21 protein-coding genes and 1 pseudogene are annotated in these 26,278 nt (G+C 71.2%); 5 read left to right on the top strand and 17 right to left on the bottom strand.

What is annotated here, in order from left to right; genetic code table 11:
• Positions 1 to 53 precede the first annotated feature (53 nt).
• Positions 54 to 1,289: an ABC transporter substrate-binding protein gene (locus ABEA87_RS27335; RefSeq protein WP_345634313.1), complete on the top strand. Its 1,236-nt coding sequence runs from the start codon at positions 54 to 56 to the stop codon at positions 1,287 to 1,289.
• 95 nt (positions 1,290 to 1,384) lie between these two features.
• Here ABEA87_RS27335 and ABEA87_RS27330 read toward each other — a convergent pair whose 3' ends face one another.
• The 4 genes from ABEA87_RS27330 to ABEA87_RS27315 form a co-directional block, all read right to left on the bottom strand.
• Entirely contained in the window at positions 1,385 to 1,972 is a 588-nt protein-coding gene (locus tag ABEA87_RS27330) for a GTP-binding protein (protein WP_345634312.1), read from the bottom strand.
• Between the two features lies 1 nt (position 1,973).
• Entirely contained in the window at positions 1,974 to 2,351 is a 378-nt protein-coding gene (locus ABEA87_RS27325) for a DUF742 domain-containing protein (protein ID WP_345634346.1), read from the bottom strand.
• Positions 2,352 to 2,420: 69 nt separating this feature from the next.
• The gene (locus tag ABEA87_RS27320) at positions 2,421 to 2,825 is read right to left on the bottom strand and encodes a roadblock/LC7 domain-containing protein (protein ID WP_345634310.1); all 405 of its coding nucleotides are present in this window, start codon (positions 2,823 to 2,825) and stop codon (positions 2,421 to 2,423) included.
• Positions 2,822 to 6,745, bottom strand: a complete 3,924-nt coding sequence (locus ABEA87_RS27315) for a nitrate- and nitrite sensing domain-containing protein (protein WP_345634308.1) — start codon at positions 6,743 to 6,745, stop codon at positions 2,822 to 2,824. Before ABEA87_RS27315 ends, ABEA87_RS27320 begins: the two co-directional genes overlap by 4 nt.
• Before the next feature lie 235 nt (positions 6,746 to 6,980).
• On the opposite strand from ABEA87_RS27315, the gene ABEA87_RS27310 reads away from it, so the two are divergent.
• Entirely contained in the window at positions 6,981 to 7,571 is a 591-nt protein-coding gene (locus tag ABEA87_RS27310; protein ID WP_345634307.1) for a uridine kinase family protein, read from the top strand.
• On the opposite strand, the gene ABEA87_RS27305 is transcribed toward ABEA87_RS27310, so the two are convergent.
• Entirely contained in the window at positions 7,540 to 8,610 is a 1,071-nt protein-coding gene (locus ABEA87_RS27305) for an adenosine deaminase (RefSeq protein ID WP_345634306.1), read from the bottom strand. The genes ABEA87_RS27310 and ABEA87_RS27305 overlap by 32 nt on opposite strands.
• A gap of 36 nt (positions 8,611 to 8,646) precedes the next feature.
• Between ABEA87_RS27305 and ABEA87_RS27300 the strand changes: the two genes are divergently transcribed.
• Positions 8,647 to 9,651, top strand: coding sequence for a class I SAM-dependent methyltransferase (locus ABEA87_RS27300; protein WP_345634305.1), 1,005 nt, complete (start codon positions 8,647 to 8,649; stop codon positions 9,649 to 9,651).
• Between the two features lie 288 nt (positions 9,652 to 9,939).
• Positions 9,940 to 12,156, top strand: a complete 2,217-nt coding sequence (locus tag ABEA87_RS27295) for an MMPL family transporter (RefSeq protein WP_345634303.1) — start codon at positions 9,940 to 9,942, stop codon at positions 12,154 to 12,156.
• On the opposite strand, the gene ABEA87_RS27290 is transcribed toward ABEA87_RS27295, so the two are convergent.
• The 8 genes and pseudogenes from ABEA87_RS27290 to ABEA87_RS27255 form a co-directional block, all read right to left on the bottom strand.
• Positions 12,148 to 12,801, bottom strand: coding sequence for a DUF4272 domain-containing protein (locus ABEA87_RS27290; RefSeq protein ID WP_345634344.1), 654 nt, complete (start codon positions 12,799 to 12,801; stop codon positions 12,148 to 12,150). The two genes, ABEA87_RS27295 and ABEA87_RS27290, sit on opposite strands and share 9 nt — an antisense overlap.
• Before the next feature lie 46 nt (positions 12,802 to 12,847).
• Positions 12,848 to 13,201 (bottom strand): cupin domain-containing protein, encoded by a 354-nt coding sequence (locus tag ABEA87_RS27285; RefSeq protein ID WP_345634301.1) that lies wholly within the window; start codon positions 13,199 to 13,201, stop codon positions 12,848 to 12,850.
• Complete coding sequence (locus ABEA87_RS27280; protein WP_345634300.1) at positions 13,201 to 14,478, bottom strand: thymidine phosphorylase; 1,278 nt, start codon at positions 14,476 to 14,478, stop codon at positions 13,201 to 13,203. Before ABEA87_RS27280 ends, ABEA87_RS27285 begins: the two co-directional genes overlap by 1 nt.
• Entirely contained in the window at positions 14,475 to 15,206 is a 732-nt protein-coding gene (locus ABEA87_RS27275) for a cytidine deaminase (protein ID WP_345634298.1), read from the bottom strand. Before ABEA87_RS27275 ends, ABEA87_RS27280 begins: the two co-directional genes overlap by 4 nt.
• A gap of 6 nt (positions 15,207 to 15,212) precedes the next feature.
• Complete coding sequence (locus ABEA87_RS27270; RefSeq protein ID WP_345634297.1) at positions 15,213 to 16,502, bottom strand: ABC transporter permease; 1,290 nt, start codon at positions 16,500 to 16,502, stop codon at positions 15,213 to 15,215.
• A 2-nt stretch (positions 16,503 to 16,504) separates the two neighbouring features.
• Positions 16,505 to 17,995, bottom strand: a complete 1,491-nt coding sequence (locus ABEA87_RS27265) for an ABC transporter permease (RefSeq protein WP_345634296.1) — start codon at positions 17,993 to 17,995, stop codon at positions 16,505 to 16,507.
• Position 17,996: 1 nt separating this feature from the next.
• On the bottom strand, positions 17,997 to 19,535 hold the full coding sequence (locus tag ABEA87_RS27260; RefSeq protein WP_345634343.1) for an ABC transporter ATP-binding protein: 1,539 nt from the start codon (positions 19,533 to 19,535) through the stop codon (positions 17,997 to 17,999).
• A 289-nt stretch (positions 19,536 to 19,824) separates the two neighbouring features.
• Positions 19,825 to 20,895, bottom strand: a pseudogene (locus tag ABEA87_RS27255) (BMP family lipoprotein); the annotation flags it as partial.
• 447 nt (positions 20,896 to 21,342) lie between these two features.
• On the opposite strand from ABEA87_RS27255, the gene ABEA87_RS27250 reads away from it, so the two are divergent.
• Complete coding sequence (locus ABEA87_RS27250; RefSeq protein WP_345634295.1) at positions 21,343 to 22,857, top strand: glycoside hydrolase family 13 protein; 1,515 nt, start codon at positions 21,343 to 21,345, stop codon at positions 22,855 to 22,857.
• Positions 22,858 to 22,969: 112 nt separating this feature from the next.
• Here the strand turns inward: ABEA87_RS27250 and ABEA87_RS27245 are convergent, their stop codons facing one another.
• The 4 genes from ABEA87_RS27245 to trpS form a co-directional block, all read right to left on the bottom strand.
• Positions 22,970 to 23,407 carry a hypothetical protein gene (locus ABEA87_RS27245; protein ID WP_345634294.1) on the bottom strand — a complete coding sequence of 146 codons (438 nt, stop codon included), beginning with the start codon at positions 23,405 to 23,407 and terminating at the stop codon, positions 22,970 to 22,972.
• A gap of 100 nt (positions 23,408 to 23,507) precedes the next feature.
• Positions 23,508 to 24,671, bottom strand: coding sequence for a YihY/virulence factor BrkB family protein (locus tag ABEA87_RS27240; RefSeq protein ID WP_345634293.1), 1,164 nt, complete (start codon positions 24,669 to 24,671; stop codon positions 23,508 to 23,510).
• Positions 24,668 to 25,192 carry a 2'-5' RNA ligase family protein gene (locus ABEA87_RS27235; protein WP_345634292.1) on the bottom strand — a complete coding sequence of 175 codons (525 nt, stop codon included), beginning with the start codon at positions 25,190 to 25,192 and terminating at the stop codon, positions 24,668 to 24,670. The genes ABEA87_RS27240 and ABEA87_RS27235 overlap by 4 nt, the downstream gene beginning before the upstream one ends.
• A gap of 23 nt (positions 25,193 to 25,215) precedes the next feature.
• Complete coding sequence (gene trpS / locus ABEA87_RS27230) at positions 25,216 to 26,241, bottom strand: tryptophan--tRNA ligase (RefSeq protein WP_425570962.1); 1,026 nt, start codon at positions 26,239 to 26,241, stop codon at positions 25,216 to 25,218.
• Positions 26,242 to 26,278 lie beyond the last annotated feature (37 nt).

Raw genomic sequence — 26,278 nt, 5'->3', positions numbered from 1 at the left:
CTGTGTAGTGAAGTTCTTCGGCGCGGGAACACCCCGGAAGAGGTGGCGGAGTCATGGCCTCGTACGCGCGGCCCGGTGCGGCACGGTTGAGTCGGCGTTCGCTGCTCGCCGCGGGGATTTCCGGTGCCGCCGCCGTGGCGGTCGCCGCCTGCGACGGGCGTAGCGACGACATGATGGCCGGCTCGGCCTCCCTGCCACGCGGCGCGGACCTGGTCATCGGGGCCTGCCTCGACCTGACCGGAAGCGGCCGCACGGTCGGCGTTGCCCAGCAGCGGGGCCTCCAGATCGCGCTGGACCTGATCAACCAGTCGGGGGTCACCGTCGGCCACACGACCCGTCGGGTGCGGCTGCTGGTCAAGGACACGAACAGCGACCCGGACAGCGCGGTGGCCGCGGCGAAGCAGCTGATCAGTGGCGAACAGGCCATCGGGCTGATCGTCGGTGGCTCGGCGGCCACCACGAGCGCGATCGCCCCGGTGGCCGAGCAGGCCAGCGTGCCCATGATGGCCACCGGCTGCGCCGACGACATCGTGAAACCGGTACCGCAGCGGCGGTTTGTCTTCAAGCTCGGCCCGAACGCGTCCGACGTCGCCGCGGTACTCACGAACAATATTGCCCACGCCGGCGGCGTCGATCGCGTCGCCATTCTCGCCAGCGCCGACGACCACGGGGATTCCGGCCTGGCCGCGATGCGCACCGCACTGACCACCTCCGGCCGCACCATGGTGACCACGGTCGGGCTGCCGGTAGGCGTCTCCAGCTACCAGTCCCAGGCAAAACAGGTGATCAAGGACCGGCCGGACGGCATCGTCATCTGGAGCATGGCGCCCACCTCCGGCCTTGCCGCCCGGGCCCTGCACGACGCCGGCTACCGGGGTCGGCTGTTCTTCGACTCCGGGGCGGCGTCCGATGACACGCTCGCGGGTAGCAACCGGACGGCGACGGTCGGCGGTGTCCTGGTCTCCCCGTCCATCCTGGGCGGCGTCCCGCTGGCCGTCACGACGCCCGAGGCCGTCGCCCAGCAGAACTACTTCGAGCAGTACACCAGTTTGTTCGGCGCGTTCTCCGGCCTGTCCATCTACGGCGCCGACGCGCTGAACGTGCTGGCCGGTGCGGTCGCCAAGGCCGGCAGCACCGACCACCTGAGGATCCGCAACGGGCTGGAGTCCATGCCGTTCGACGGGCTGGCCGGCGAGTACAAGTTCCAGACCATCGAGCACGGCGGGCTGCAGGCCGACGCGCTGCAGCTGTTCGAGATCGAACAGAGCGGCTGGGTCCAGCTCACCTGACCGGTGGGGTGGACCCGCCGCGTTTCAACGCCCTACGCGCCGGCCAGGCGCGGCCGTGGCGCGGGTCCGCCCGGGGCAGACCCGCCCATCGAGGCTCAGGCGGGTGCGCCCGCCCGCTGGCGACGCATGGTCAGCACGTACTCCACCAGGGAGATGAGCACCTGCTTGGTGGATTCCCGGCTGCGCGCGTCGCAGGAGACCACCGGCACGTCGGGCGAGACCGCGAGCGCGTCCCGGACGTCCTGCGCCGAGTGGTACTGCATCCCGTCGAAGCAGTTGATCGCCACCAGGTACGGCAGCCGCCGGTGCTCGAAGAAGTCGATGGCGGCGAAGCAGTCCGCCAGTCGCCGGGTGTCAACCATGACCACGGCACCGATAGCGCCCCGCACCAGCTCGTCCCACATGAACCAGAACCGGGTCTGCCCGGGCGTACCGAACAGGTACAGGATGAGATCCCGGTCAATCGAGATACGGCCGAAGTCCATCGCAACCGTGGTGGTCACCTTGCCCGGTACCTGTCGGGTGTCATCGACCCCCTCACCCGCGGACGTCATGATCGCCTCGGTGGTCAACGGCGTGATCTCCGAGACGGAGCCGACGAGCGTGGTCTTGCCCACACCGAATCCACCGGCGATGACAATCTTCGCCGACGTCACCCGTCCCGTAGTCGGGCGGTGCACCATGTCAGAGCCTGCGAAGTCCACTCAGCACCCTCTCCAGCAGTTCTGTGCCCACCGAGTCGTTGCTGTCGAAGGAGGTGGGTTCGTAGATCGCGACCATGCCATCCGAGGCCATGTCAGCGATGAGAACCCGGGCCACCCCGAGCGGCAGCTGCATCCGTGCGGCGATCTCAGCAAGCGACTGCAGCCGGCCATCGCACAATGCTGCGATGTACTGCTGCTCGCGCCCTTGGCCGGTGCCGTCGCGCGCGACGACGCTACGACCCCGGACGGTGGTCTCAACGAGCGCTTCGAGCGCGATGTCCAGCTTTGGCCGGGTGCGCCCGCGAGTGACGGCATACGGTCGCACCAGCGCGCCAGTAGGCTCGTCGCGTTCTGCCACCACCGCCGTCACCCCCTCTTCCCATTTCCTAAACCGTGAACAACTTTTCTGATCGGGTCAACCGGGCGTTCAGCCAAGCATGCCGGCGGCTGCCCGCGGCATCGGGGTCAACGCGTCCCCGACCCGGTCGACCAGCAGTGCCATCTCGTAGCCGACCTGACCGACGTCGCAGCTGCGAGCCGCGAGCACCGCGAACGACGACCCGTCGGAGATGGACATCAGGAAAAGGAACCCGTTGTCCATCTCGACGACCGTCTGGAGCACCGCGCCACCTTCGAAGCAGCGCGAAGCGCCCTGGGTCAGGCTGACCAGACCCGAAGCGATCGCGGAGAGCTGGTCGGCGCGGTCCCGCGGTAGGTCACGCGACGCAGCCAGGAGCAGACCGTCAGCCGAGACGGCGATCGCGTGCGCGACGCCTGGTACCCGATCGGCGAAGTTGGCGAGCAACCAGCCGAGATCCTGCGTAGTTGTCATGCTTCCTGCTCCCTGCCAGCCTGCGAGGAATTCCCGGCCGTCGTGCTCGACTCCGGGGTCTTGTCGTCGCCGCCCCGGGTACGACCCCGTTGGACGCCGCGGTGATAAGCCGAGAGAAGCCCTCGTACCTGCTCTGGCGAACGCCGGTTGGCATTCGTCGTACCCTTGTCCACCCCGCCCGGTACCAACTGAGCCATCGGCACCCGCTTGGGCAGGCCCGCCTGGGTCAGCGAATTGACGGGCGGCTCCGCCGCCGCCGATGCCGCGACCCAGCCCTCATCGGCGGCCGACCGCCAGGACGGCTCGAGGGGCGTAGGCGTGTTTTCCGCCGGACCCACAGGACTACCCATGGACCCATTCTCCGACGTGCGGTTCGGGCTGCTCGCGGCAGGTGCGTCATCGACCGGCGGGGCCGGTGCCACCGGCGGGGCCGGTGCGACCGGTGCCGCCGTCTGCCGCGGGGGCTCGGAACCCGGCCCGCCGTAGGTGTCGGTCTCCGCGCTGTCCGCGTCGCCACGGCTGCGGAACCAGGCTGACTCCAACTCCCTGAAGATGGGCAGCTCCATGGTCTCGTCCGGGTGGCCGGAGATCACCGGACGAACCGGTTGCAGCGCCGGGGTGGAGCCGTTGGTCTCGGGCGCGGAAGAGTTGGTCGTGGCCGGCCCGATCAGCGACGACGGCGGGTAGCCGTTGGACACCACCGGGTGGCTGCTCGTCGGGCTGGAGACGATCCGGGTCGGGCCGCTGTTGCCGTTCCACTCCGGCTGCTGCGACGGCCGGCCGTTCTCCTCCACCCTGATCCGGGGTATTTCGGAGGTGATGTCGAGCGCGGCCGCGAACTCCTCCGGTACGGCGGGGGCGGCCTGATCGTCGGTGTCGCTCGGCTCGTCGCTGGCCGAGTAGGCGGGCACGGGCGGCCAGACCGGCGGCGGGCTCGACGGCTGGGCCGGCGAGCCGGACTGCGTCGGGCCGCCCGGCTGCGCCGGGGCTTCGGGGCCCTGCGCCGGGGAGGCGGCCTGCGGCGGGGTGCCGGGCTGCGGCGCCGGCACCGCCGGGGTCGCGACCGTGCGCTCCTCGACCACGTCGGCGTCGATGGCGTCGATCACCAGGTCGGGCGGCGAGGTACGCGGGCCGGCCGACCACGCCTCCGGAGAGGACGGGATCTGGCGCGGGATGTGCGGCCCGGTCGCGTCGCCTGTCGGGTCCCCGTCGACCGGACGGGGCTCGGTGGCGCGCCGCTGCGGCAGCGGGTCGCCGGGACCCGTCACCACCGGCCGGGTGGGCCCATTCGGGCCGCTCGGTGGCCCACCGGCGGACCGGGGGTCGCCCGGCCACGGCTGATCCTCGCCCGGCCAGTTGTCGGCCGGCCTGTTCTCGGCCGCCCAGTTGTCAGCCGGCCGGTTCTCGCCCGGCCGGTTCTCGCCCGGCCAGTTCTCGGCCGGCCGGGGCATCGGCGGGTACGGGTCGTTGCCGTTGAGGTGGGCACCGTTGGAGCCATTGACCGGGCCGACACCGGTCAGGTCGGACCAGGCCGGAAGGTTCTGGCTGTTGCTCGGGCCGCCCGAGGTCGGGCCAAGCGAGGTCGGGCCACCCGAGGTCGGACCGCCCGAGGTCGGGCTGCCCGAGGTCGGGCTGCCCGAGGTCGGACCGCCCGGGGCCGAGGCGCCCGCCAGGCCGCCGCCGTTGAGCGGGCCCGCGCCGAACCGGCTCGGTCCCGCGCCGAAGACGCCCGGGCCGGCACCGAAGCCGCCGGTACTCGGGCCGCCGAGCCCCGAGCCGGCCGAGGTACGCGGTTCCGGCTGGCCGCTCTCCAGCGCGAGCGGGGTCGCGAGCGGCGGGCGTGGCGGTGTGGGCTCGCTCGGCGGTGCAGCCTGCGGCGGTGGCCCGGCCGGGGCGGGCTCGGCCGGCGGCATCCCGGACATGGGCGCCCCCCGGACCACCGGCGGCGCCATGGCCGGTCCCCGGCCGGCCAGTGCCCGGGGCACCAGCACGGAGGTCGGCAGCATGACGTCGGCGATGGTGCCGCGCTCGGTGGCCGGCCGAAGTTCGACCTTGACCCCATGACGGGCGGCCAGTCGGGCGACCACCACGAGGCCCATCATCCGGGACACGGCGACGTCGACCATGGGCGGCGTGGCCAGCCGCTCGTTCAGCTCCGCGAGCTGGTCGGCGGAAACACCAATGCCGTGATCCTCCACGAACAGCGCCGCCCGGTCGCCCACCCGCCGCGCCTCGACGACGACGGTGGAGTCCGGCGGGGAGAACGCTGTCGCGTTGTCGAACAGCTCGGCGACCAGGTGCACCAGGTCATTGACGGCGTGCGCGCCGATCTCGATGTCCCGGTCGACCACCCCGAACTCGATGCGGGTGTAGTGCTCGACCTCGGACTGCGCGGCGCGCAGCACGTCGATGAGCGCGGCGGGTTCGCGCTGCACACGGGTGGAGTCGGCGCCGGCGAGTACCAGCAGGTTTTCGTCGTTGCGGCGCATCCGGGTGGCCAGGTGGTCCAGCTGGAACAGCTCGGCCAACCGGTCCGGGTCCTCCTCGCCGCGCTCCAACCGGTCCAGGTGACCGATGAGCCGGTCGACCAGGATCTGTGAGCGGCGGGCGAGGTTGACGAACATGGTGGACACCGAGGAGCGCAGCGCGGCCTGCTCGGCGGCGGTGCGCACCGCCTCCAGGTGGACCGCGTTGAACGCCTCGGTCACCTGTCCGAACTCGTCCTTGCTGCGAACCGGCAGCGGTTCGGCGATCTGCATTGCCACCTGCTGTGGCGACGACTGGCTGGACAGCGCCGGGTCCCGCAGCCTGGCGACCGCCTGCGGCAGGCCGTACTGGGCGATGGACAGCGCGCCCTGACGCAGCTCGCGCAGCGAGCGGTTCATCGCCCGGGCGACCAGCCACGCGATGAGCACGGCGAGCAGCACCAGAACGATGAGCAGCACGGCCTCGATGAGCACCTGCCGCTGGACCCGGCTGTGCACGGCGCTGGCGTCCGACACGGTCTGGGCGTCGATGGACTGCTCGACCTGGCGCAGCAGCTCGGCGCGGCCCGCCATCGCGGAGTCCCACTGGGCGGCGTCGAAGCCGCTCGCGATCAGCGGGCCGGCGTTCTCGCTCTCGAAAGTGTTTTCGTAGAGCTGGGCCTCACGCAGGTTGGGCCCGGTCACGATCTTGCTCATCAGATCCTGCTGGGCAGGGGTGGCCACCGTGTAGAACGGGGCGAGCGCGATCTGCTGACCGGCCAGCGCGGTGAGGAACTCCTTCTGCGCGTTCGGCGTCATCGTGCCCTGGTCGAGGATCTGGAGCCCGATGACGCGCTCCTGCGACAACTGCTCCTTGACGTTGGCGATGGCGGAGCCGGCCCGCAGGTCGTAGCTGAGGCTGGTGTCGCCGGCGAGTTGCGACGCCGAGTCCCGAAGGTCGATGAGACCCTTGATCATGGCCTGGTACCGCTGGATGACCGCGCTCAGCGTGATGTCGCTGACGCCGCCGACCTGCTGGTGGAGGCTGTTCAGCGCGCCCAGGTTGACGTCGATGGTGTGCAGTTGGCCCTGGAAGCTGGCCGGTAGCCCGGAGAGGGTGTCGCGGTGCTGCGTGTACCTCGTCGACGCCTGTGTCGTACCGGTGAACAGGCTGCGGTACTCGGCCAGCGCGCTCTTCTGCGCGTCGCTGCCCTGATCGGCGTCGAGCAGGATGGTCGCGGCGGCACGCTCGCTCTGCAGGTCCTGGACCAGCGCACCGGCGTCACTGGCGAGGGTGGCCAGGGTGCGTGCGCGGTCGGCGGTGTTCGCCTGGTCGATGTTGCTCAGCAGCGCGCTCGCGCCCACGAAGACGGTCGCGATGGTCGGCACCATCATGATGAGGCCGAGCTTCACCCAGATCGGCCGGTCTCGGAAGTAACCGGCAAGGCCGCTCATCCGCGACTGAACCTGCCTACTGTCCGTCGTTGGCCGCTTGCTCACCTCGCCCGCCCTCCGCGCTGGCGCCCCCGGTGGACCGTGGGCACCCTCATGCGGCCCTCCCACACCGGTCGGGCCTCCGAGATTCCACCATGTCCCGTGGCAAAGAGAAAGGGCAGGCTGGTTTCGATCAACCCTGTGGTTCCATGTATTGACCGTTCCGTAGCTTTACGCTCCCCCGGAGTACCAACAGGTGAGCCTTCACCCCGCCCGAGTTGTCCTTGTTGCCGGTCCTTCTGGATCCGGGAAGTCATACATAGCATGGCGAACTGGACTCCCCACCCTCTGCCTTGATGATTTTTACAAGAATTCCTGCGATCCGTCACTGCCTCGACGGGGCCAGGCCATCGATTGGGACTCCCCCAACTCATGGGACGCCGATGCCGCGATGGCCGCTATCAAGGAGCTGGCCAAGACCGGCACGGCCAAGGTACCCGCCTACTCGTTCAGCGCTAACCAAGCAATCGGCGACCGCACTGTCACCATCGGTGACAGCAGGCTCTTTGTCGCCGAAGGCATCTTCGCCGCTGAGCTGGCCCAATGTTGTCAGGAACTCGGGCTGCTTGCCAACGCGTTCGCGCTGCACCGCTCGCGTGCGACCACGTTTGTGCGAAGACTCACCCGCGACCTCGCCGAACACCGCAAACCGGCCAGAGTACTGATCCGGCGCGGGATCGCTTTGTACCGCGCCGATCGCGAGGTGCTCGCGAGGCAGGTGGCACTGGGCTGCGTACCCGCGAATGGGCGCCAGATCAGGCGAGCAGTTTCGAGTATGCCGGCTTGATCACTTCATTGATCAACGCCAGCCGCTCATCGAATGGGATGAACGCGCTCTTCATCGCGTTGACCGTAAGCCACTGCAGCTCCGGCCAGCCGTATCCGAAGGCCTCCACCAGCAGCGCCATTTCGCGGGACATGCTGGTCCCACTCATCAGTCGATTATCGGTGTTGACGGTGACCCGGAAACGCAGGTCGCGCAGCAGCCCGATGGGGTGCTCGGCGATCGACGACACGGCGCCGGTCTGCACGTTGGAGGAGGGGCACAACTCAAGCGGGATGCGCTTGTCCCTGACATACGCCGCCAACCGGCCCAGCTTCCCATCGCCGGAGATATCGTCCACGATCCGCACGCCGTGCCCCAGCCGGTCCGCCCCGCACCACTGGATGGCCTGCCAGATCGACGGCAGGCCGAACGCCTCGCCGGCGTGGATGGTGAAGTGGAAGTTCTCACGCTGCAGGTACTCGAAGGCATCCAGGTGCCGGGTCGGCGGGTAGCCTGCCTCGGCGCCGGCGATGTCGAAGCCGACCACGCCCTCGTCGCGGTGCAGGACGGCCAGCTCCGCGATCTCCATGGACCGGGCCTGGTGTCGCATGGCCGTCAGCAGGGTGCCGATCCGGATGGGCGAGCCCGCCTGCGCGACCTCCGCGCAGCCCTCCCGGAATCCCGCCAGCACGGCGCCGACCACCTCGTGCAGGTCGAGGTCCCGGACCAGGTGCTGCTCGGGCGCGAACCGCACCTCCGCGTAGACCACGCCGTCCGCGGCCAGGTCCCGCGCGCACTCGTACGCGACGCGGTGCAGCGCGGGCGCGGTCTGCATCACGGCCACCGTGTGCGCGAACGTCTCCAGATAACGCTCCAGCGAACCGGAGTCGGCCGCCTCGATGAACCAGCGGCCCAACTCGGTGGCGTCCGTCGTGGGCAGTTCGTGCCCCGCCTCGGCGGCCAGCTCGATGATGGTTTCCGGCCGCAGTCCGCCGTCCAGATGGTCGTGCAGCAACACCTTGGGGGCCTTGACGATCTCTTCGTAGCCGGGTGACAGCATGAGGCAACCTTATCCGTCCCGGACCGGGGAGGTGTGATGCTCGCCGAGGTGGCGACCTATCTGCGCTGCCCGGTCTGCGGCAGCAACGGCCTGGCGCCGGCCGGCGCCGGTGCGGACGGTGACAGCGTGGTCACGCGACTTCGCTGCCCTCGCGGGCACAGCTTCGACCGGGCCCGGCAGGGCTACGTCGACCTGACCGCCAGGCCAGTGCCGCACGAGGGCGACAGCGCCGAGATGGTGGCGGCCCGGACGGCGTTCCTCGGCGCCGGCCACTACGGGTTCGTGTCGTCCGCGCTGGCCACCCTGGCCGGACCGGCCGACTCGGCCGCGTTGACCCAACCGGCCGAGCCGGCCGCCTTGGGTAGACCGGCCGAATCGGCCGCCGAGGCGCTGCGCGGGCACGGCGGCGAGCCGGCCGGTGGGTCCGGGGTGCCGGCCGGCGCGGGCGGGGTGCCCATCGGTGAAGCCGAACTGATTGTGGACGCGGGCGCGGGCACCGGCGCGCATCTCGCGGCCGTTCTCGACGCCCGACCCGGCGCGCTCGGGCTGGCGCTGGACGTCTCCCGGTACGCGCTGCGCCGGGCCGCGCGGGCGCACCCCCGCGCCGCCGCGGCCCGCTGCGACGTGTGGGCCGGGCTGCCGGTGGCCGACCACACCGCCGCCCTGCTGCTCAACGTCTTCGCCCCCCGCAACGGCGCCGAGTTCGCCCGGGTCCTGCGGCCGGACGGTGCGCTGCTGGTGGTGACCCCGGGCCCCGACCACCTGCGGGAGCTGGTGGACGCGCTGGGCCTGCTGCGCGTCGATCCGTCCAAAGAGGACAGACTGTCGGCGAGCCTCGACCGCTGGTTCGCCCCGGTCGCGTCGACCGTCGTACGGCGCCGGCTGAACCTGGACCACCACGAGATCGAGACCCTGGTCGGCATGGGGCCGAGCGCCTGGCACGCGGGCTCGGCCGACCGCGCGGCGCGCATCGCCGCCCTGCCTTCGCCGGTGGACGTGACCGCCGAGGTACGCGTCGCCCGCTACGCTCCCCTGCGCTGAGCCCCACCGCGCTCCGCCCGGGCCCCGCCACGGGCCACCCCTGCCGCTGAGCCCCCAAGGCCCGACCCCGAGCCCCGCGCCCCGAGCCCGCGGCCGTCGAGACGGTATTGATCTTCCCTGATGTCTAGGTAGGGCTAGCCCCCGGGTCTATTCGGGGGCCGCCCTGATGGTGCCCCGGGGGCCCGCTCCGCGAGGCTGAACTGGCACCGTTGCGGGCCACTCAGCGGCGTTCGGTTCGGCGCCGACGGCCCACCAATCGTCGAAAATCCATCCAAGGGGGCAGCCGCCATGGCGCAGGGATTGGTCGCGCGAGTCGGTAGTTGGTGCTTCAGACGCAAGTGGTCGGTGCTCGGCATCTGGCTGGCCGCCGTCGTCGTCGGGGGCCTCGCGGCCGGCCCGGTCTTCAACGGGCTGACCGGCGACGACGGGCCGAAGTCACTGGAGTCGGTGCGGGCCGGGGCCGTACTCACCGCGGGCAGCGACGATGGCGGCACGATCACCGCCGTCGTCGACCGCGTCGATCCCCGGTCCGGGGCGGTACGCGACGACGTCCGGGCGATCGCCACCGATCTGGCCACCGTGCCCGGGGTGACGAAGGTGGTGACCCCGTACTCCGCGGGCCTGCCGGCGAGCCAGACCGCCGCCCTGACCGCGCGCGACGGGCACGGCCTGCTCATCCAGGTCGGCCTGGCGAAACTGTCCGACGACCGGCTGGGTACCACGGTGGACACGCTGTCCAGCCGCCTGCACGCGCTGTCCGCGACGCTCGCCACCGACGGTCAGCCCGGCGCCGCCGTGTCGGTCGGCGGCGGACCGCTCATCAATGACCAGGCCAACGAGCAGTCCCAGGACGACCTGTCCAAGGCCGAGGAGCTGTCCCTGCCGATCACCCTGGTCATCCTGGTCTTCGTGTTCGGCGGGCTGATAGCCGCGGCGGCCCCGGTGCTCGCCGCGCTGGTGTCGGTGTTCACCGCGATGGCGGTGCTGCTCATCTTCGCCCAGTTCACCAACCTGGACTCCGACGCGGTCACCGTGGTCACCCTGCTCGGCCTGGGCCTGTCCATCGACTACGGGCTGCTGCTGATCGCCCGCTACCGCGAGGAACTGGCCGCCGGGCACGCCCCGCAGGTGGCCGTCGGTCGGGCCTGGGCCACCGCCGGGCGCACCATCCTGTTCTCCGCGCTGACCGTGGCCGCCTCGCTGACCGGCCTGCTGCTGTTCGGCGTCACCGCGCTGTCGGCTCTGGGCGCCGCCGGCATCTCCATCGCACTGGTCGCCATGCTGGTCGCGCTCACCTTCACCGCGGCCGTGCTGGGTATCGCCGGCAAGCGGATCCGTCCCTCCAAGCGGGCCGCGCGCAGGCTGGCCAGGTACGGCGACGCGGCCGAGGTCGGCTTCTTCGCCCGGCTCGCCCGCGTCGTGCAGCGCCGCCCGCTGGTGACCACGTTGGCGGCCGGCGCCGCGCTGATCGCGGCCGGCATCCCGCTGCTGTCCACCACCGTCCACCTCAACGACCTGTCCGGGCTGCCCCGCACGCTGGAGTCGGTGCGAGTGGTCGACATGCTGTCCGACCGGTTCGGGCAGCCACCGGCACCGGCGGTGACGGTGGTCGCCCGCACCGACGCGGCCACGCTGAACGCCTGGGCCAAGCGGTGGAACGGCACCCCCGGAGTCAACCGGGTGGAGCCGGCCCAGCAGGTCGGCCCGAACCTGTCCACAGTGGACATCGATGCGACCGGTGACCCCGAGGGCCCCACCGCGCTGGGCGTGGTGGACCGGGTACGGGCGGACCGGCCGGCGGGCGTGCAGTCCTGGGTGACCGGCGACGCGGCCGTACTCAAGGACATGACGGGCGTGCTGCTCCACCGGCTGCCCCTGGCCATCGGGGTGACCCTGCTCGCCATGGTGCTGCTGCTGTTCGCGATGACCGGTTCGCTGGTGGTGCCGGTCAAGGCGATGGTGATGAACGCCGTCTCACTCGGCGCAACCTTCGGCGTGATGAACGCGGTGTTCGAACACGGCTTCCTGTCCGGAGCACTGCACACACTCACCGTCGGCGGCTTCGACCCGTTCGTCATCGTGACCGTGTTCGCCTTCGCGTTCGGCCTGTCCATGGACTACGAGGTGTTCCTGCTCGGCCGGATCAAGGAGTACGTCGACGGGGGCCTTCCCACCGACGTCGCGGTACGCCGAGGGCTCCAGCACTCCGGCCGGATCATCACCTCGGCGGCGCTGCTCATGGTCGTGGTGTTCAGCTGCTTCGTCACCGGCCGGATCGGCACCGTCCAGCAGATCGGGCTGGGACTCGCGGTGGCGGTGGCCATCGACGCGACGATCGTGCGCTGCGTCATGGTACCCGCGACCATGACGCTGCTGGGCCGGTGGAACTGGTGGGCGCCACGCTGGCTGGCTCGGGTACACGGCCGGATCGGGCTGCGCGAGGCCGCCGGAGAACCGCCATCGGCGCCGCTCCCCGACCGGTCGCCCGAGCCTGCCCTACGTTGACAGGTCGACTTCTTCCCAGCCGGCGGGGTCGTCGTGGAATGGGCCGTGGAACAGCACGGCCCATTCCAGCGCCCACCGGCGCTGGCCGATGGCGTTGGAGTCGATGTACCCGGGCAGCGCGAGGTGCAACTCCTCCGCCCGCAGGTACGACCAGTCCAGGCAGTAGTAGAGGTCCAGGGCGGCGGCCGCGTCGCGCGGATCCCGGGGGGCGGTGAGCACCCGGGCCTGCCAGCTCCGGAACCCCTCGCCGGCCGGCAGGTTCGGCAGCAGGCTGGCGATGTTCTCCGCTCCGGGTGCGGCGGGGTCCAGCCGTCGCACGACGGACAGCAGCCAGCCGAGCGCGGCCAGCGCCTCGGTGTGCAGCGCGAACGAGCGCAGGTCGCCCTCACCCTCGGCGAGGAAACTGAGCTCCGGCGGGGTGGCCTGACCGGTCAGGCCGGCGTCGTCCAGCCAGGCCAGGGCGTCCCGGCCGGGCATGCCGAACGCGCAGGCCAGCACGATGTTGATGATCGCGCAGCGGGCCTCCAGCTCGAGCCGGGAGCGCAGTTCCACCTCGTCGCCGGGCTCCCACACCAGCGGATAGCTCGACGGCGGGACCGGTAGTCCGAGCCGCTCGAGCTCCGCGATGGTGCTGACCCGGATCAGGCCGGGATCTGGTGCGAGGACGCTCATCTGCCTGACGAAACCGTACTCACTCGTCCCGGTGCGCCAGGTCCGGCGCGAACGCGGGCAGGCAGATCGCCACGTACTCGGCGCCCTCGGAAAGCGTCTGGTACCGGATCCACTCACCGGCCCGGCTCACCACCGCCTGGCCGGCGCTCACGTCGATCGCCCCGCCCGCGTGCTCGACCCGCAGCGCGCCGCGCAGTACCAGCGTGTACTCGTCGAAGTCCGGCGTCTGGGCCGGCTCCTGCCAGCCCGCGGGCGCCACCATGTGTGCGATGGACACCGCTTCGGTACCGGAGTTCACCCGGCCCACGTATTCGTCGATGACCTTCCCGCCCGGTACCGGTATCCGCGCTGGCTTCTCGATCAGTTCCGGCATCAGCCGACCCTCTCCATGATGAGTGGCACCAGCGCCGGCGGGGCGCCGGTGATCTCGACCGCTCCGGCCGCCGCCTCCCGTGCCGCCGGGATCCGGTCGGCATCCTCGGCGCGCAGCTCGTACAGCGGGTCGCCGACCCGCACCGGGTCGCCCGGGCGGCGGTGCAGCAGCACCCCGGCCGACGCCGACACACCGTCCTCCTTGCGCGCCCGGCCCGCGCCCAGCAGCCACGCGGCCATCCCGATCAGATACGCATCCACAGTGGACACATAGCCGTCCACTGTGGAACGGACCACCTCGGTCTCCGGCGCGACCGGCAGCGCCGCGTCGGGGTCGCCGCCCTGCGCCCGCACCAGCGAGCGCCACGAATCCATCGCCCGGCCGTCGCGCAGCGCCGCCGCCGGGTCGGCGTCGGGCAGGCCGGCCAGGTCCAGCATCTCCCGGGCCAGGGTGAGGGTCAGCTCGACCACGTCCCTCGGCCCGCCGCCGGCCAGCACCTCGACCGACTCGGCGACCTCGACCGCGTTGCCCACCGCCAGCCCGAGGGGGGTCGACATGCCGGTCAGCAGCGCGACGGTGCGCACGCCGTGCGCGGCGCCCAGCTCCACCATCGTGCGGGCCAGCTCGCGCGCCTGCTCGACGTGGGTCATGAAGGCGCCGGTGCCGACCTTCACGTCCAGCACCAGGGCGCCGGTGCCCTCGGCGATCTTTTTGCTCATGATCGAGCTGGCGATCAGCGGGATCGCCTCGACGGTGCCGGTCACGTCGCGCAGCGCGTACAGCTTGCGATCGGCCGGTGCCAGCCCGGCACCGGCGGCGCAGATGGCCGCCCCTACCCCGGACAGCTGGGCCAGGAATTCGTCGTTGCTCAGCGTGGTCCGGAAGCCAGGGATCGACTCGAGCTTGTCCAGGGTGCCGCCGGTGTGCCCGAGGCCCCGGCCGGACAGCTGCGGTACGGCGGCCCCGCACGCGGCGACCAGCGGGGTCAACGGCAGGGTGATCTTGTCACCCACCCCGCCGGTCGAGTGCTTGTCGACCGTCGGCCGGTCCACCCCGGACAGGTCCAGCCGCTCGCCGCTGGCGATCATCGCGCGCGTCCACCGAGCGATCTCCGGCGGCGTCATGCCGCGCAGCAGGATCGCCATGGCCAGCGCCGACATCTGCTCGTCGGCGACCGCGCCGCGGGTGTACCCGTCCATGATCCAGTCGATCTGCGCGTCGGACAGCACTCCCCCGTCGCGCTTGGCCCGGATCACGTCGATGGCACTGTGCGTCATTCGGTCCCCTCGATGCCCGCCGTCCGGTCCGGCCACTCCGGCAGCTCCGGAGGGGCCTGTCCGCTCCCGGCCCAGTACGTCACGCCGTCGGCGTCCACCACCACGATCCGGCCGGTGCGCGCCCGCGCCCAGCTCAGCGCGCTGCCGATCTCGGGCCAGGTGGGCGCCTCCTCCAGGATCCCGGCCGGCTGCCCGTCGACGCCGGTCGAGCGCTCCCAGTACCCGGTCCACACCCGCTGGCCGCCGACCGAGTCGGCGTGCACGAACACGGTGCCCCGGCCCACGTACTCGCGCAGCCCGGCCGGCACCTGCGGCAGCTCGCGGCGCACCGGCGGCCGGACCCTGGCCAGGTCACCGGCCCCGAAGGCATGTGGCAGCAGCTCGGCCATGGGCAGCGGCTCGGGTACCGCGTCGATCAGGCAGTCCGGGCCGCCCGCCTCCCACAGCACCTGGCGGCAGCGCCCACAGGGCATCAGTGCGACGCCGGCCCCATCCACGCAGGCCAGGGCCACCAGCCGGCCGCCGCCCGAGGCGTGCAGGGCGCTGACCACGCCGCACTCCGCGCACAGCGTGACGCCGTACGCGGCGTTCTCCACGTTGCAGCCGACCACGATCCGGCCGTCGTCGACCAGCCCCGCGGCGCCCACCGGAAAGTTGGAGTACGGGGCGTAGGCGGACTGCATCGTTTCCGTGGCCGCCGCCCGCAGCCCGTCCCAGTCGATATCCATGTGCACTCAGCCCTTAAGGTACGGCTTTCCATCCGCAGCCGGTGCCCGTACCCGCCCCACCAGCCCGGCCACCGCGACGATAGTGGCCGCGTAGGGGAGCATGCTGAGGAACTCCTGCGGAATCGGGCTGCCGATCACGCTCAGCACCTGCGCGAGCGCGGTGGAGAAGCCGAACAGCAGCGCGGCCAGCGTGGCGCCAACCGGGCTCCAGCGGCCGAAGATGAGCGCGGCCAGGGCGATGAAGCCGGTGCCGTTGGTCTGGTTGTTGTTGAAGTTGCCGACGTCGCCGATGGTCAGGTAGGCCCCGCCGATCCCGGCGATCACGCCGGCCAGCAGCACATTGCGGTAGCGGGTCCAGTACACCTTGATGCCCACCGTGTCCGCGGCCGTGGGGTGTTCGCCCACCGCCCGGGTGCGCAGCCCCCACTTGGTGTGGAACAGCGCGACGTGCACCACGATCACCAGCACGATCGCCAGATACAGGAAGAGGTTCCCCTGGAACAGCGCGGGCCCGAGGATCGGGATGCTGGCCAGGCCGGGGATCTGCCAGGTCGGGAAGACCGGGGCGAAGTTGTACTTGTCCTGGTGCGGCGCCATCAGCTGGGTGAACACGAACCCGGTGAAGCCCAGCGCGAACAGGTTCAGCACGACGCCCAGCACCACCTGGTCCACCAGGTACCGGATGGCCAGCACCGCCAGCAGCGCGGAGATGAACACCCCACCCAGCGCCGCGGCGATCAGCCCGGCCCAGGTGGACGAGAAGATCGTGCCGAACAGCGCGCCGGCGAACGCCCCGGTCAGCAGCTGCCCCTCGATGGCCACGTTGATCACGCCCGAGCGCTCGCACAGCACACCGCCGAGCGCCCCGAACACCAACGGCAGGGCCGCCTTCACCGTGCTCTGGGCCAACTGACCCAGCGGCAGGACGGTGCTGTTGTGGCCGCTGGCCACCTGCCAGCACAGGAACGACAGCACCAGGAAGATCAGCGCCAGCCCGGTGAGCAGGGTGAGCAGCCGCGCCGTGCGGGCCGTGACCAGCAGCGCGGCGCCGGCCAGCGCGCACAGCAGGCCAAAGGCGATCGCCCCCGGCTGCGCGGGAATGTCCAGGTGGGCGCCGGTGATGGTCTCGGTGAAGGTGAACCGGGCGTGCCCGTGCCGCTTGGCCAGCGGGCCGAACACCGCCGCGGCCACCACACCGATCACCACGAAGGCCAGCCCGGCCTTGCGGGCCCGGGTCCAGAAGCCCTGCGTCGGGACGGCGGTGCCCGGCGAGCCGTAGACGGTCAGCGTTGCCATGACTACCAGCCCTTCGCCAGGGTCGTCGGGGTACCGCCGGACCGGGCGGCGCGGAGCCGGAAGATCGCCTTCACCAGCGCCGGGGCGGCGATAAAGATCACGATCACCGCCTGCAGGACGACCACCAGGTCGATCGCGACGTGCGAGTAGGACTGCATCCGGTTACCGCCGGCGTGCAGCGCACCGAACAGCAGCGCCGAGGCGACCACTCCCCACGGTTTGCCCCGCCCGAGCAGGGCCACCGTGATGCCGTCGAAGCCGATGTTGGCGGTGACCTGCCCGGTCAGCGAGGACGCGGTGGTGCCCAGCACCTGCATCCCGCCGCCCAGCCCGGCCAGCGCGCCGGAGAGCACCATCACCAGGATGTACGCGCCGCCCACGCTCATCCCGGCGGTGCGCGCGGCCGACGGGTTGGCGCCCACCGCCCGCAGCCGGAAGCCGATCGTCGAGCGCTGCAGCAGCCAGGCCACCCCGAGCGCGACCAGCACGCCGAGCACGATGCCGAGGTGCACCCGCACCACGCTGTGATCGACGCCGGGGATGGTGGGCAGCCTCGCGGTCTTGTCGACGTTCTTGCTGATCGCGTCGGAACGGGTCGGGTCGTGGACGCCCTTCTGCACGATCAGCCAGGTCAGGAACAGGGTCGCCACGTTGTTCAACATGATCGTGACGATCACCTCGTGCGCCCCGGCCCGGGCCTTGAGCGCACCGGCGATGAACGCCCAGAGCGCCCCGCCGAGGGCCGCGCCGACCAGCGCGACGATGAGGTGCAGCGCGTACGGCAGGTGCAGCTCGAAGCCGACCAGCGCGCCGCCGATGGCGCCGAGGATCGCCTGCCCCTGCGCGCCGATGTTGAACAGACCGCCGCGGAACGCCAGCGCGACCGCCAGACCGGTGAACACCAGCGGGGCGGTGTAGGTCAGCGTCTCGGACAGCGGTGCGAACGCCTGGCTCCAGGAGTTGGTGCCGCTGATCGCGCCGCTGAGCGTGGCCGGGTCGAAGACCGAACCCTTGAACAGGTTGGCGTACGCACCGCCGACGACCGACCAGCTGTCGCCGAGCACCGTACCCGGCTCGCTGAAGAAGTACCCGTACTCCGAGGTCAGGTTGGAGTCCGAGATCACGATGAGTATCGCGCCGACCACCAGCGCGATGAACACGGCGAGGACCGTCACGGTCACGGTGTTGGCGCTGAGGATCGAGTCGAGCACGGTGCGCCCGAAGCCCTGCACGCCCTCCGCGGCGGCCCCTGCGGGCTCGGCCCCGCCGGTCGCCCCGGCGGGCCCGGCGGATTCCGCCGGCTCGGCGGTCTCCGCGGGCTCAGTGGACTCCGTTGGCTCGGCCGACTCCGCCGGTTCGGCGGGCTTGTCGGCCTTGTCGGCCTTGTCGGCCGGTGTGCGCTGCGCGGGTACCCCGGACGCGTCCGCGCCGGGCGGCTCGGTCTCGCCGGCGAGGTCCTTGTCCGGCGAGGTACCGCCTCCTGATTCGGTCATCTCACGTGTCTTTCTCGGGCGCGGGTTCGTCCGTGACGCCGGCCATCAGCAGGCCGATCTGTTCGCGCGGCGCGTCCGCGGGCAGCGTCGCCAGCACCTTGCCGCGGTACATGACGGCTATCCGGTCGGCCAGTGCCACCACCTCGTCCAGCTCGCTGGAGACCAGCAGCACCCCGGTCCCCTGGTCGCGCTCGCGGACCACCCTGGCGTGGATGAACTCGGTGGAGCCCACGTCGACGCCCCGGGTCGGCTGCGCCGCCACGAGCAGCCTCAGCGGGCTGGACATCTCCCGGGCGACGATCACCTTCTGCTGGTTTCCGCCGGACAGGGTACCGACCGGCGCGAGGTGCGAGGACGTGCGCACGTCGAACTCGGCGATCCGGTCCCGGGCCGCGCGGTTGATCGCGCTGGGTGACAGGGCGATCCCGGAGGCGTACTGGGGGTCGTCGTACCGGTCGAGGACCAGGTTCTCCGCCACCGAGAACTCCATCACCAGGCCGTCCGCGCTGCGGTCCTCCGGCACGTAGCCGACCCCGGCGCGCAGGATGTCCCTGGTGCGCCGGCCGACCAGCGACAGGCTGCCCTCGCGCGCCGCCGCGCGCCGCCCGCCCGCGTCCCGTCCGGTGCCGGCCCGGCCCGCGTGCAGCATGATCTGTCCGTCCTGTACCGGCCGGAGACCCATGATCGCTTCGATCAGCTCGGTCTGGCCGTTGCCCTGCACGCCGGCGATGCCGAGCACCTCACCGGCGCGTACCTCCAGGTCCACTCCGTCGACCGCGACCTGGCCGCGCTCGTCGAGGACGGTCAGCCCGCCCACGGTCAGCACCGGCTCGCCCGGGTGGGCCTCCTGCTTGTCCACCCGCAGCTTGACCGTGCGGCCGACCATCTGCGCGGCCAGCGAGTCCTCGCTGGCGTCCGGCGTCGCGGTGCCGACCGTGCGACCCCGGCGCACCACCGTGATGCGGTCGGCGATGGCCTTGACCTCTTTGAGCTTGTGGGTGATGAAGACGATGGACTTGCCGGCCGCCTTGAGCGTGCGCATGACCGCCAGCAGTTCGTCGGTCTCCTGCGGAGTCAGCACCGCGGTGGGCTCGTCGAGGATCAGCAGGTCCACGTTGCGGACCAGCGCCTTGACGATCTCCACCCGCTGCTGCACGCCGACGGGCAGGTCCTCGACCGTCGCGTCCGGGTCCACCGGCAGGCCGTACTGCCGGGACACCTCGAGCACCCGCTGCCGGGCGCTACGACGGTTGAGCAGGCCACCGCGCGTGCTCTCCGCGCCGAGCATGATGTTTTCCGCGACCGTGAACACGGGCACCAGCATGAAGTGCTGGTGCACCATGCCGATGCCGGCGTCGATCGCGTCGCCCGGACCGCGGAACCGCTTCGGCTCGCCGTCGACCAATATTTCGCCCTCGTCCGGCTGTAGCAGCCCATACAGGACGTTCATCAGGGTGGACTTGCCCGCACCGTTCTCGCCGAGCAGGGCGTGTATCTCACCGGGCTCCACCACCAGGTTGATCTGATCGTTGGCGACCAGATCACCAAAGCGCTTGGTGATGCCGCGCAGTTCGAGTCTCAGCTCAGATCACCCCTGTCGGAAGATGCGGGCCCCGGGCAGGGGGGACCCTACCTGCGGCAATGTCGGGAACACCAGGGTGGGTCCGTAAGTACGCGGTGCCGCCTCCCGACTCATTAGAGGGGAGGCGGCACCGGACCGGCATCGGCTAGGAGGCCGAAGGTGACGGGACGACGGACGACGACGCGGACGGCACGGCCGACGCCGACGGGGCCACCGACGAGGTGTCCGAGCCGACGGCCGGCGGCACCGGCTCGGCCGGCGAGGTGACCTTCACCGTGCCCGAGATGATGTCCTGCTTCAGCTTGTCGATCTCGGTCTTCAGCTCGGCCGGGACCTTGCTGTCGAAGTCGTGGTACGGGGCCAGCTGCACGCCGTTGTTGGCCAGGGTGCCGATCGAGCCGGTACCGCCCTGCAGGCTGCCCGCCGACGTCGAGGCCAGCGCCGCCTGGGTCGCGTCGGAGACGTTCTTCACGACGGTCGACAGGAACACCGAGCAGTACTGGGCGGCGCTCACGCAGCCGTCCTGGTCGACCCAGATCACGCTGTACTTGCCGCCGGACTGCTGGGCCGCCGCCGCGGTACCGAGGCCGGCGCCACCGGCCACCGGCATGATCACGTCGGCGCCCTGGGCCACGAAGGCGTCGGACAGCGACCGGCCCTTGTTCTGGTCGGTGAAGTCGTTGGTGAACGAGCCGTTCTGCGAGGCGCTGTTCCAGCCCAGCACCTTGACGTTGGCCTTCTTGACCTCGTTGTAGTGCTGCACGCCCTGGACGAAGCCGTCCATGAAGATGGTCACCGGCGGGATCTTGACGCCGCCGTAGGTAGCCACGGTCTTGCTCTTGCTGTACCCGGCGGCCAGGTAACCGGCGAGGTAACCGGCCTGCGCGGTGTCGAACTGGATCGAGTAGACGTTGGCCAGCGGCAGGCTGTCGTCGACGATCGCGAACTTCTGGTCGGGGTTCGCCTTGGCCGCGGCGGAGGTCGCGTCGCCCATCAGCCCGCCGATGGCGACGATGAGGTCACACTTCTGGTTGACGAACTGCGTGAGGTTGGGCTGGTAGTCGGCCTCGGAGGAGGACTGGACGTAGTCCACCTTGATGTTCGAGTTCTTCGAAGCCGCAGCCTGCATGCCCGTCCAGGCCGATGCGTTGAAGGAACGGTCGTTGATGCCGCCCGTATCGGTGACCATGCAGCCATGGGCCGGCTTGCCACTCGCGCTCGCCGCACCGTTGGCGCCGTTGTTCTTCGCTGGAGGCTTGCCGCAGCCGGCGGCAGCGAGCACAAGGCCCCCGACCGCGAGGACTCCGACCAGCCTCATCCCACGCACTGGGCGCAAGACGATCTCCTTCCACATCACACCACCGGGTCACGGCGGTCCCAACTCGACGGGAGCGTACGCCCTTCTCCCGCCGCGTGAACCGTTCCGTTGGCCGTGGTTCATTCGCGTTACTCAGCCGTAACGGAGTCGTGTCTCTAGACGGGCGGTACCCCCCATTTCGGGATGCCTACCCGAAGTCCACGAAAATCACCGCGCATCCGAAACCGGTGGTCACGGTCGCCGCGGCGACCGTACTCGGCCGGGTACCGAGAGTGATCTTGAAGCGTGAACGGAGGACTCCTCCACGCGGTTCGCGCCGACGGCCATGATCGACAATCGCGCTCCGGTCGACGGACCGGGCGTCTCGTGCGACGATCGATCTTCCGGTGCGGGGCGGCCCGGTGACGATCCCGGCCGGCGGATCGATCTGCGGCTGAGGAGTCCACAATGGACAAGTGGTGGCGCGGTGCCGTCATCTATGAGGTATACGTACGCAGCTTCGCCGACGGGAACGGCGACGGCGAGGGCGACCTACCCGGCCTGCGCGCGAAGCTCCCGTACCTGCGCGAACTGGGCATCGACGCGCTCTGGCTGACCCCGTTCTACCCGTCCCCGCTGGCCGACGGCGGCTATGACGTGGCCGACTATCGCGACGTCGACCCGCGCTTCGGCACCCTCGCCGACTTCGACGCGATGCTGGCCGACGCGCACCGGCTGGGCCTTCGGGTCATCGTCGACATCGTGCCCAACCACTCGTCCTCCGCGCACCCGTGGTTCGTCGAGGCACTCGCCTCCCCGCCCAACTCGCCGGCCCGGCAGCGGTACATCTTCAGCGACACCACCAACGACTGGCAGTCGATGTTCGGTGGCTCCGCCTGGTCGCGGGTGCCCGACGGCCAGTATTACCTGCACCTGTTCGACTCCGGGCAACCGGACTTCAACTGGCGCAACCCCGAGGTGCGAGCCGAGTTCGAGTCGGTGCTGCGGTTCTGGCTCGACCGGGGGGTTGACGGATTCCGGATCGACGTGGCGCACGGCATGATCAAGGCCGTCGGCCTGCCGTCGCTGGGCAACCCGCCGGAGGGCGGGACGCACACCGTGCTGCCGTACTACGACCAGGAGGAGGTGCACGACGTGTACCGCGACTGGCGCAAGATCCTCGACTCGTACCCGGGCGACCGGATAGCCGTCGCCGAGGCCTGGGTGACCCCGCCCAGCCGGCTGGCCCGGTACGTGGTCGCCGACGAACTGCACCAGGCGTTCAACTTCGACTTCCTGCAGGCGCCCTGGTCAGCGCCTGACCTGCGGCGCACCATCGACAGCTGCCTGTCCGCCGCCGAGGCGGTCGGCGCCCCCACCACCTGGGTGCTTTCCAACCACGACACGAAGCGGCACGTGACCCGGTACGGCAGCCTCGAACGGGCCCGCGCCGCCACCCTGCTGATGCTGGCGCTGCCCGGCTCGGCATACCTCTATCAGGGCGAGGAGCTCGGCCTGCCCGAGGTGCTCGACCTGCCGGACGAGGCCCGCCAGGACCCGGTGTTCCGCCGCTCGGGCGGCGCGGACAAGGGCCGGGACGGCTGCCGGGTGCCGATCCCGTGGTCGGGCGACCGGCCGCCGTTCGGGTTCAGCGACACCGGAGCGGAGTGGCTGCCCAGCCCGGACCGGTGGGCGCCGCTCACGGCCGCGGCGCAGGACGGCGACCCGTCCTCGACGCTGTCGCTCTACCGCGACGCGCTGCGCCTGCGCCGGTCCGACACGGCGACCGGTCGGCTGACCTGGCACGAATCGCCCGAGACCGTACTCGACTTCGAGCGCCTCGGCGGCCTGCGCTGCGTGGTCAACCTCGGCGACGAGCCGGTACCGCCCCCGGCCGGGTACGGCGCCCCACTGCTGGCCAGCGGGCCGCTGGCGGACGGCCTGCTGCCCACCGACACCGCCGCCTGGTTCACCGCGTCCTGATTGCTCACCGGCGCCCGGAGGCCGCGCGGCGGCCGTCGGGCGCCGGCGAGGGGACGGCGCGGCGGGTGTCGGGCGCCGGCGAGGCGTCCGTCCGTCAGCGGCGACGCGGCGGCTAGTGGGCGCCGGTCAGCCGGGTGGCGATCCGGGCGAAGCCGGCCCGGATCTCGTCCGGGGTCGGCGGCACGGCCCGCACCCCGCCGGAGTCATCGGCACCGGCCAGCTCACCGAGCATTTCGTCGTCCGACTCCCGGACGTCGATCATGTCGTCGTCCTCGTCGGCGTCGACCTCCTCGGCCAGCGCGCGGGCGACCGCTATCTCCTCGCGGATGCGATCCAGCTCGACCAGCGGCAGCAGCGGCTCGACCACCGCCATCAGCTCGTCATCCGCGACGATCTCCTCGGCCATTGCCAGGGCGTGCGGGCGTTCGTACGGCCCGCAGACCACCGGCTCCCACTCCTCCTCATCGGAGAGCGGCCCGAAGGTGATGATCCACGGCATCGACAGCACCGGCGAATCGTCCGGCAGTTCCAGCGTCACTAGGGTTCCCACGGCCATCATCTTCGTCCTCGGTCGCGCGCCGCGCCGCCCGTTCCGCCCCGCGACATGCCGGCGATCTTGCCCAACCGCCGGCCGGGACGCCCTGCTCCGCTCAGTCGGCCGGGCCGTCGGTGGCTCGACCGCCCGGCTCGCGGGCCGGCTCCGGCACCGCCCCGTCGGCTGGGCCGGCCTGGGAGACCACCCTCCCGGCACCCCCGCCCGGCATCTGCCCCGCGCCGGCCGCCTGGCCCGCCCCGGCCGCCGGAGCCTCATCGGCCGCCGGAGCCGCGCCGGCTGCCGTCTCCGGGCCTGCCGCGGCAGCCGCACCGGGCGCCTCGCCTCCGCCGGTCGCCGGGCCCGCGGCGGGCGCCTCGGGTGCCACCTTGCCGCCGCCCAGGTCGACCACCCTGCCGTGCGGGCTGGTCGCCGCGTACGCCGCCCCGAACAGCAGGAGCTGGCCGAACAGGTAGAGGAACACCAGCAGTCCGACCGCCGCGCCGGCCACTTTGTAGGCCGGATTGTTCTCGGTGTGCTGGATGTACAGCCGGCCGGCCGTGGTCAGCGCCGTCAGTCCGAGCCCGACCAGCAGCACCGATGGCACGAGCCGGCGGGGCGACACCCACAGCCGGGGCACCGCGACCAGCAGGGCCGCCGTCATCACCAGGTTCACCAGCACTGTGAGGCCGTCGCCGAGCCAGTGCAGGATGCGCCCGTCCGGCGCCGCCGCGGCCAGGTCCGGAAACAGCCACTGCAGCAGGAGGTGGGCCAGGTCGCGGACGCCCGACGACAGCCAGAGCGCGCCGGCCAACAGCAGGCCGAGCGCCATCATCATGGCCAGGTCGATCACCCGGCGCACCAGCCAGTTGCCGGGCTGCTGCTCCAGGTGCCACATCGCCCGCTGGGACGAGCGCATGCTGTCGATCCAACCGATGCCGGCGAACACCAGCCCGACCAGACCGACCAGAGCGACGGTGTTGCGGGCGCTCTGGATAGCGGTCGGATTGAGGAACGGCAGGTTGTCCACCAGGTACCCGTTGACGGTGCGCAGCACCGCCGGGTTGTTGTTCAGCACGTAGCCCAGCAGCGAGTAGCCCAGCAGACCCACCGCGAACGCGGCGAAGAACCCGTAATACGCGATGGCCGCGGCGAGCCGGGCGCCGAACGTCTGCCCGTACCGGTTGCGGGCCTTCCAGAAGTGGTCGAATCTGGGCGAGCCCGCCCGGGAGCGGCGGATCACGAAGGCGAAGGCCGACTCCAGGCGGGCCAGCGGGTTCACGCAGCGGCCAGCGGGAAGTCCCGCACCGGGCGCCAGCGCCCGTCCGAGCCGTGCACGTAGAGCGTGAAGTGGTCGACGGAGAACCGCGCGGAGAACCCCGCCAGCTTGTCGAAGACCGCGTCCAGCGCCGGCGGCGGCACGTCGTGTGCGACGGTGACGTGCGGGTGGTACGGGAAATGCAGCTCCCGTTCCAGCGGCCCGGCCCGCACCGCGTCGGCCAGCCGCTCGAACTCGCTGATCCCGACCGCGATCGCGACGAACACCACCTCGGTCACCGGCCGGAACGTGCCGGTGCCGCGCAGCCACACCGGGAACGCGGAGTGCTCCGCGGCCACCCCGGCGAGATGCCGCTCGATCTCCGGCAACACCGACGAGTCGACGTCGGTCGGGCCCAGCAGCGTCACGTGCGCCGGGATCAGCGCGGCCAGCGGGTCCCCGGACTCCGACCGGGACCGGTCCAGCTGCCCGCCCCATGGCTCGGGAATGCCGGTCGCCACGCCCACCCGCAGCGTCCCATCCAACGCAGCGCTCTCCTCACGGGAAGCTACGCGCCGGTCGCCGGCGCGAGGAATCCGATCCGCTGATACACGGTACGCAGCGTGGTGGCGGAGATGGAACGAGCCTTTTCGGCACCGACCGCTAGCAGCTTGTCCAATTGCGCTAGATCGCCCAGGTATGTCGCCGTGCGCTCCTGGATTGGCCGGACGAACTCCACCACGACCTCGGCGAGATCCTTCTTCAGGTCGCCGTAACCCCGGCCCTCGTACTCCGCCTCGAGATCGGAGACGGACCGCCCGGCCAGCGCCGAGTAGATGCCCAGCAGGTTGGAGATGCCGGGCTTGTTCTCCGGGTCGAACCGGATCTCGCGACCGGTGTCGGTCACCGCCGAACGGATCTTCTTGGCCGACCGGGCCGGGTCCTCCAGCAGGTCGATGATGCCCGCCGGCGACGAGGACGACTTGGACATCTTCGCGGTCGGGTCCTGCAGGTCGGTGATCTTCGCGGTCTCCTTGACGATGTACGCGGCCGGGACCGTGAACGTCGCGCCGAACTGGCCGTTGAACCGCTGGGCCAGGTCGCGGGTCAGCTCCAGGTGCTGGCGCTGATCCTCGCCGACCGGCACCTGGTCCGCCTGGTACAGCAGGATGTCCGCGGCCTGCAGGACCGGGTACGTGAACAGGCCGACGCTGGCCCGCTCGGCGCCCTGGCGGCTCGACTTGTCCTTGAACTGGGTCATTCGGGACGCCTCACCGAACCCGGTGATGCACCCCATCACCCAGGCCAGCTGGGCGTGCTCCGGCACGTGCGACTGGACGAACAGCGTGCACCGGTCCGGGTCCAGGCCGACGGCCAGCAGCTGGGCCGCGCTGATCCGAGTACGCTTACGCAGAGTCTCTGGATCATGACCGGCGGTGATCGCATGCAGATCGACCACGCAGTAGAAGGCGTCGTGCGTCTCCTGCATGGCCACCCAGTTGCGCACCGCCCCCAGGTAATTGCCCAGGTGGAAGGAGTCCGCGGTGGGCTGGATCCCGGACAGGACCCGTGGCTTGGCAGCGCTGTCAGGCATGCGCGTCATTCTCGCAGGTGCAACCTGGCGGCCTCGG

This window comes from Rugosimonospora acidiphila (genome assembly GCF_039543385.1).
In the GTDB taxonomy this organism is placed as follows: Bacteria; Actinomycetota; Actinomycetes; order Mycobacteriales; family Micromonosporaceae; genus Rugosimonospora; species Rugosimonospora acidiphila.
Note: the sequence above shows the minus strand (reverse complement) of the source record. Positions and strands in the feature narration are given on the sequence as shown.

Coding starts and splice junctions, on each gene's coding strand:
- ABEA87_RS27335 (WP_345634313.1), top strand. CDS start 54: ATGGCCTCGTACGCGCGGCCCGGTGCGGCACGGTTGAGTCGGCGTTCG.
- ABEA87_RS27330 (WP_345634312.1), bottom strand. CDS start 1,972: ATGGTGCACCGCCCGACTACGGGACGGGTGACGTCGGCGAAGATTGTC.
- ABEA87_RS27320 (WP_345634310.1), bottom strand. CDS start 2,825: ATGACAACTACGCAGGATCTCGGCTGGTTGCTCGCCAACTTCGCCGAT.
- ABEA87_RS27315 (WP_345634308.1), bottom strand. CDS start 6,745: ATGAGCGGCCTTGCCGGTTACTTCCGAGACCGGCCGATCTGGGTGAAG.
- ABEA87_RS27305 (WP_345634306.1), bottom strand. CDS start 8,610: ATGCTGTCACCCGGCTACGAAGAGATCGTCAAGGCCCCCAAGGTGTTG.
- ABEA87_RS27300 (WP_345634305.1), top strand. CDS start 8,647: ATGCTCGCCGAGGTGGCGACCTATCTGCGCTGCCCGGTCTGCGGCAGC.
- ABEA87_RS27295 (WP_345634303.1), top strand. CDS start 9,940: ATGGCGCAGGGATTGGTCGCGCGAGTCGGTAGTTGGTGCTTCAGACGC.
- ABEA87_RS27285 (WP_345634301.1), bottom strand. CDS start 13,201: ATGCCGGAACTGATCGAGAAGCCAGCGCGGATACCGGTACCGGGCGGG.
- ABEA87_RS27280 (WP_345634300.1), bottom strand. CDS start 14,478: ATGACGCACAGTGCCATCGACGTGATCCGGGCCAAGCGCGACGGGGGA.
- ABEA87_RS27275 (WP_345634298.1), bottom strand. CDS start 15,206: ATGGATATCGACTGGGACGGGCTGCGGGCGGCGGCCACGGAAACGATG.
- ABEA87_RS27270 (WP_345634297.1), bottom strand. CDS start 16,502: ATGGCAACGCTGACCGTCTACGGCTCGCCGGGCACCGCCGTCCCGACG.
- ABEA87_RS27265 (WP_345634296.1), bottom strand. CDS start 17,995: ATGACCGAATCAGGAGGCGGTACCTCGCCGGACAAGGACCTCGCCGGC.
- ABEA87_RS27250 (WP_345634295.1), top strand. CDS start 21,343: ATGGACAAGTGGTGGCGCGGTGCCGTCATCTATGAGGTATACGTACGC.
- trpS (WP_425570962.1), bottom strand. CDS start 26,241: ATGCCTGACAGCGCTGCCAAGCCACGGGTCCTGTCCGGGATCCAGCCC.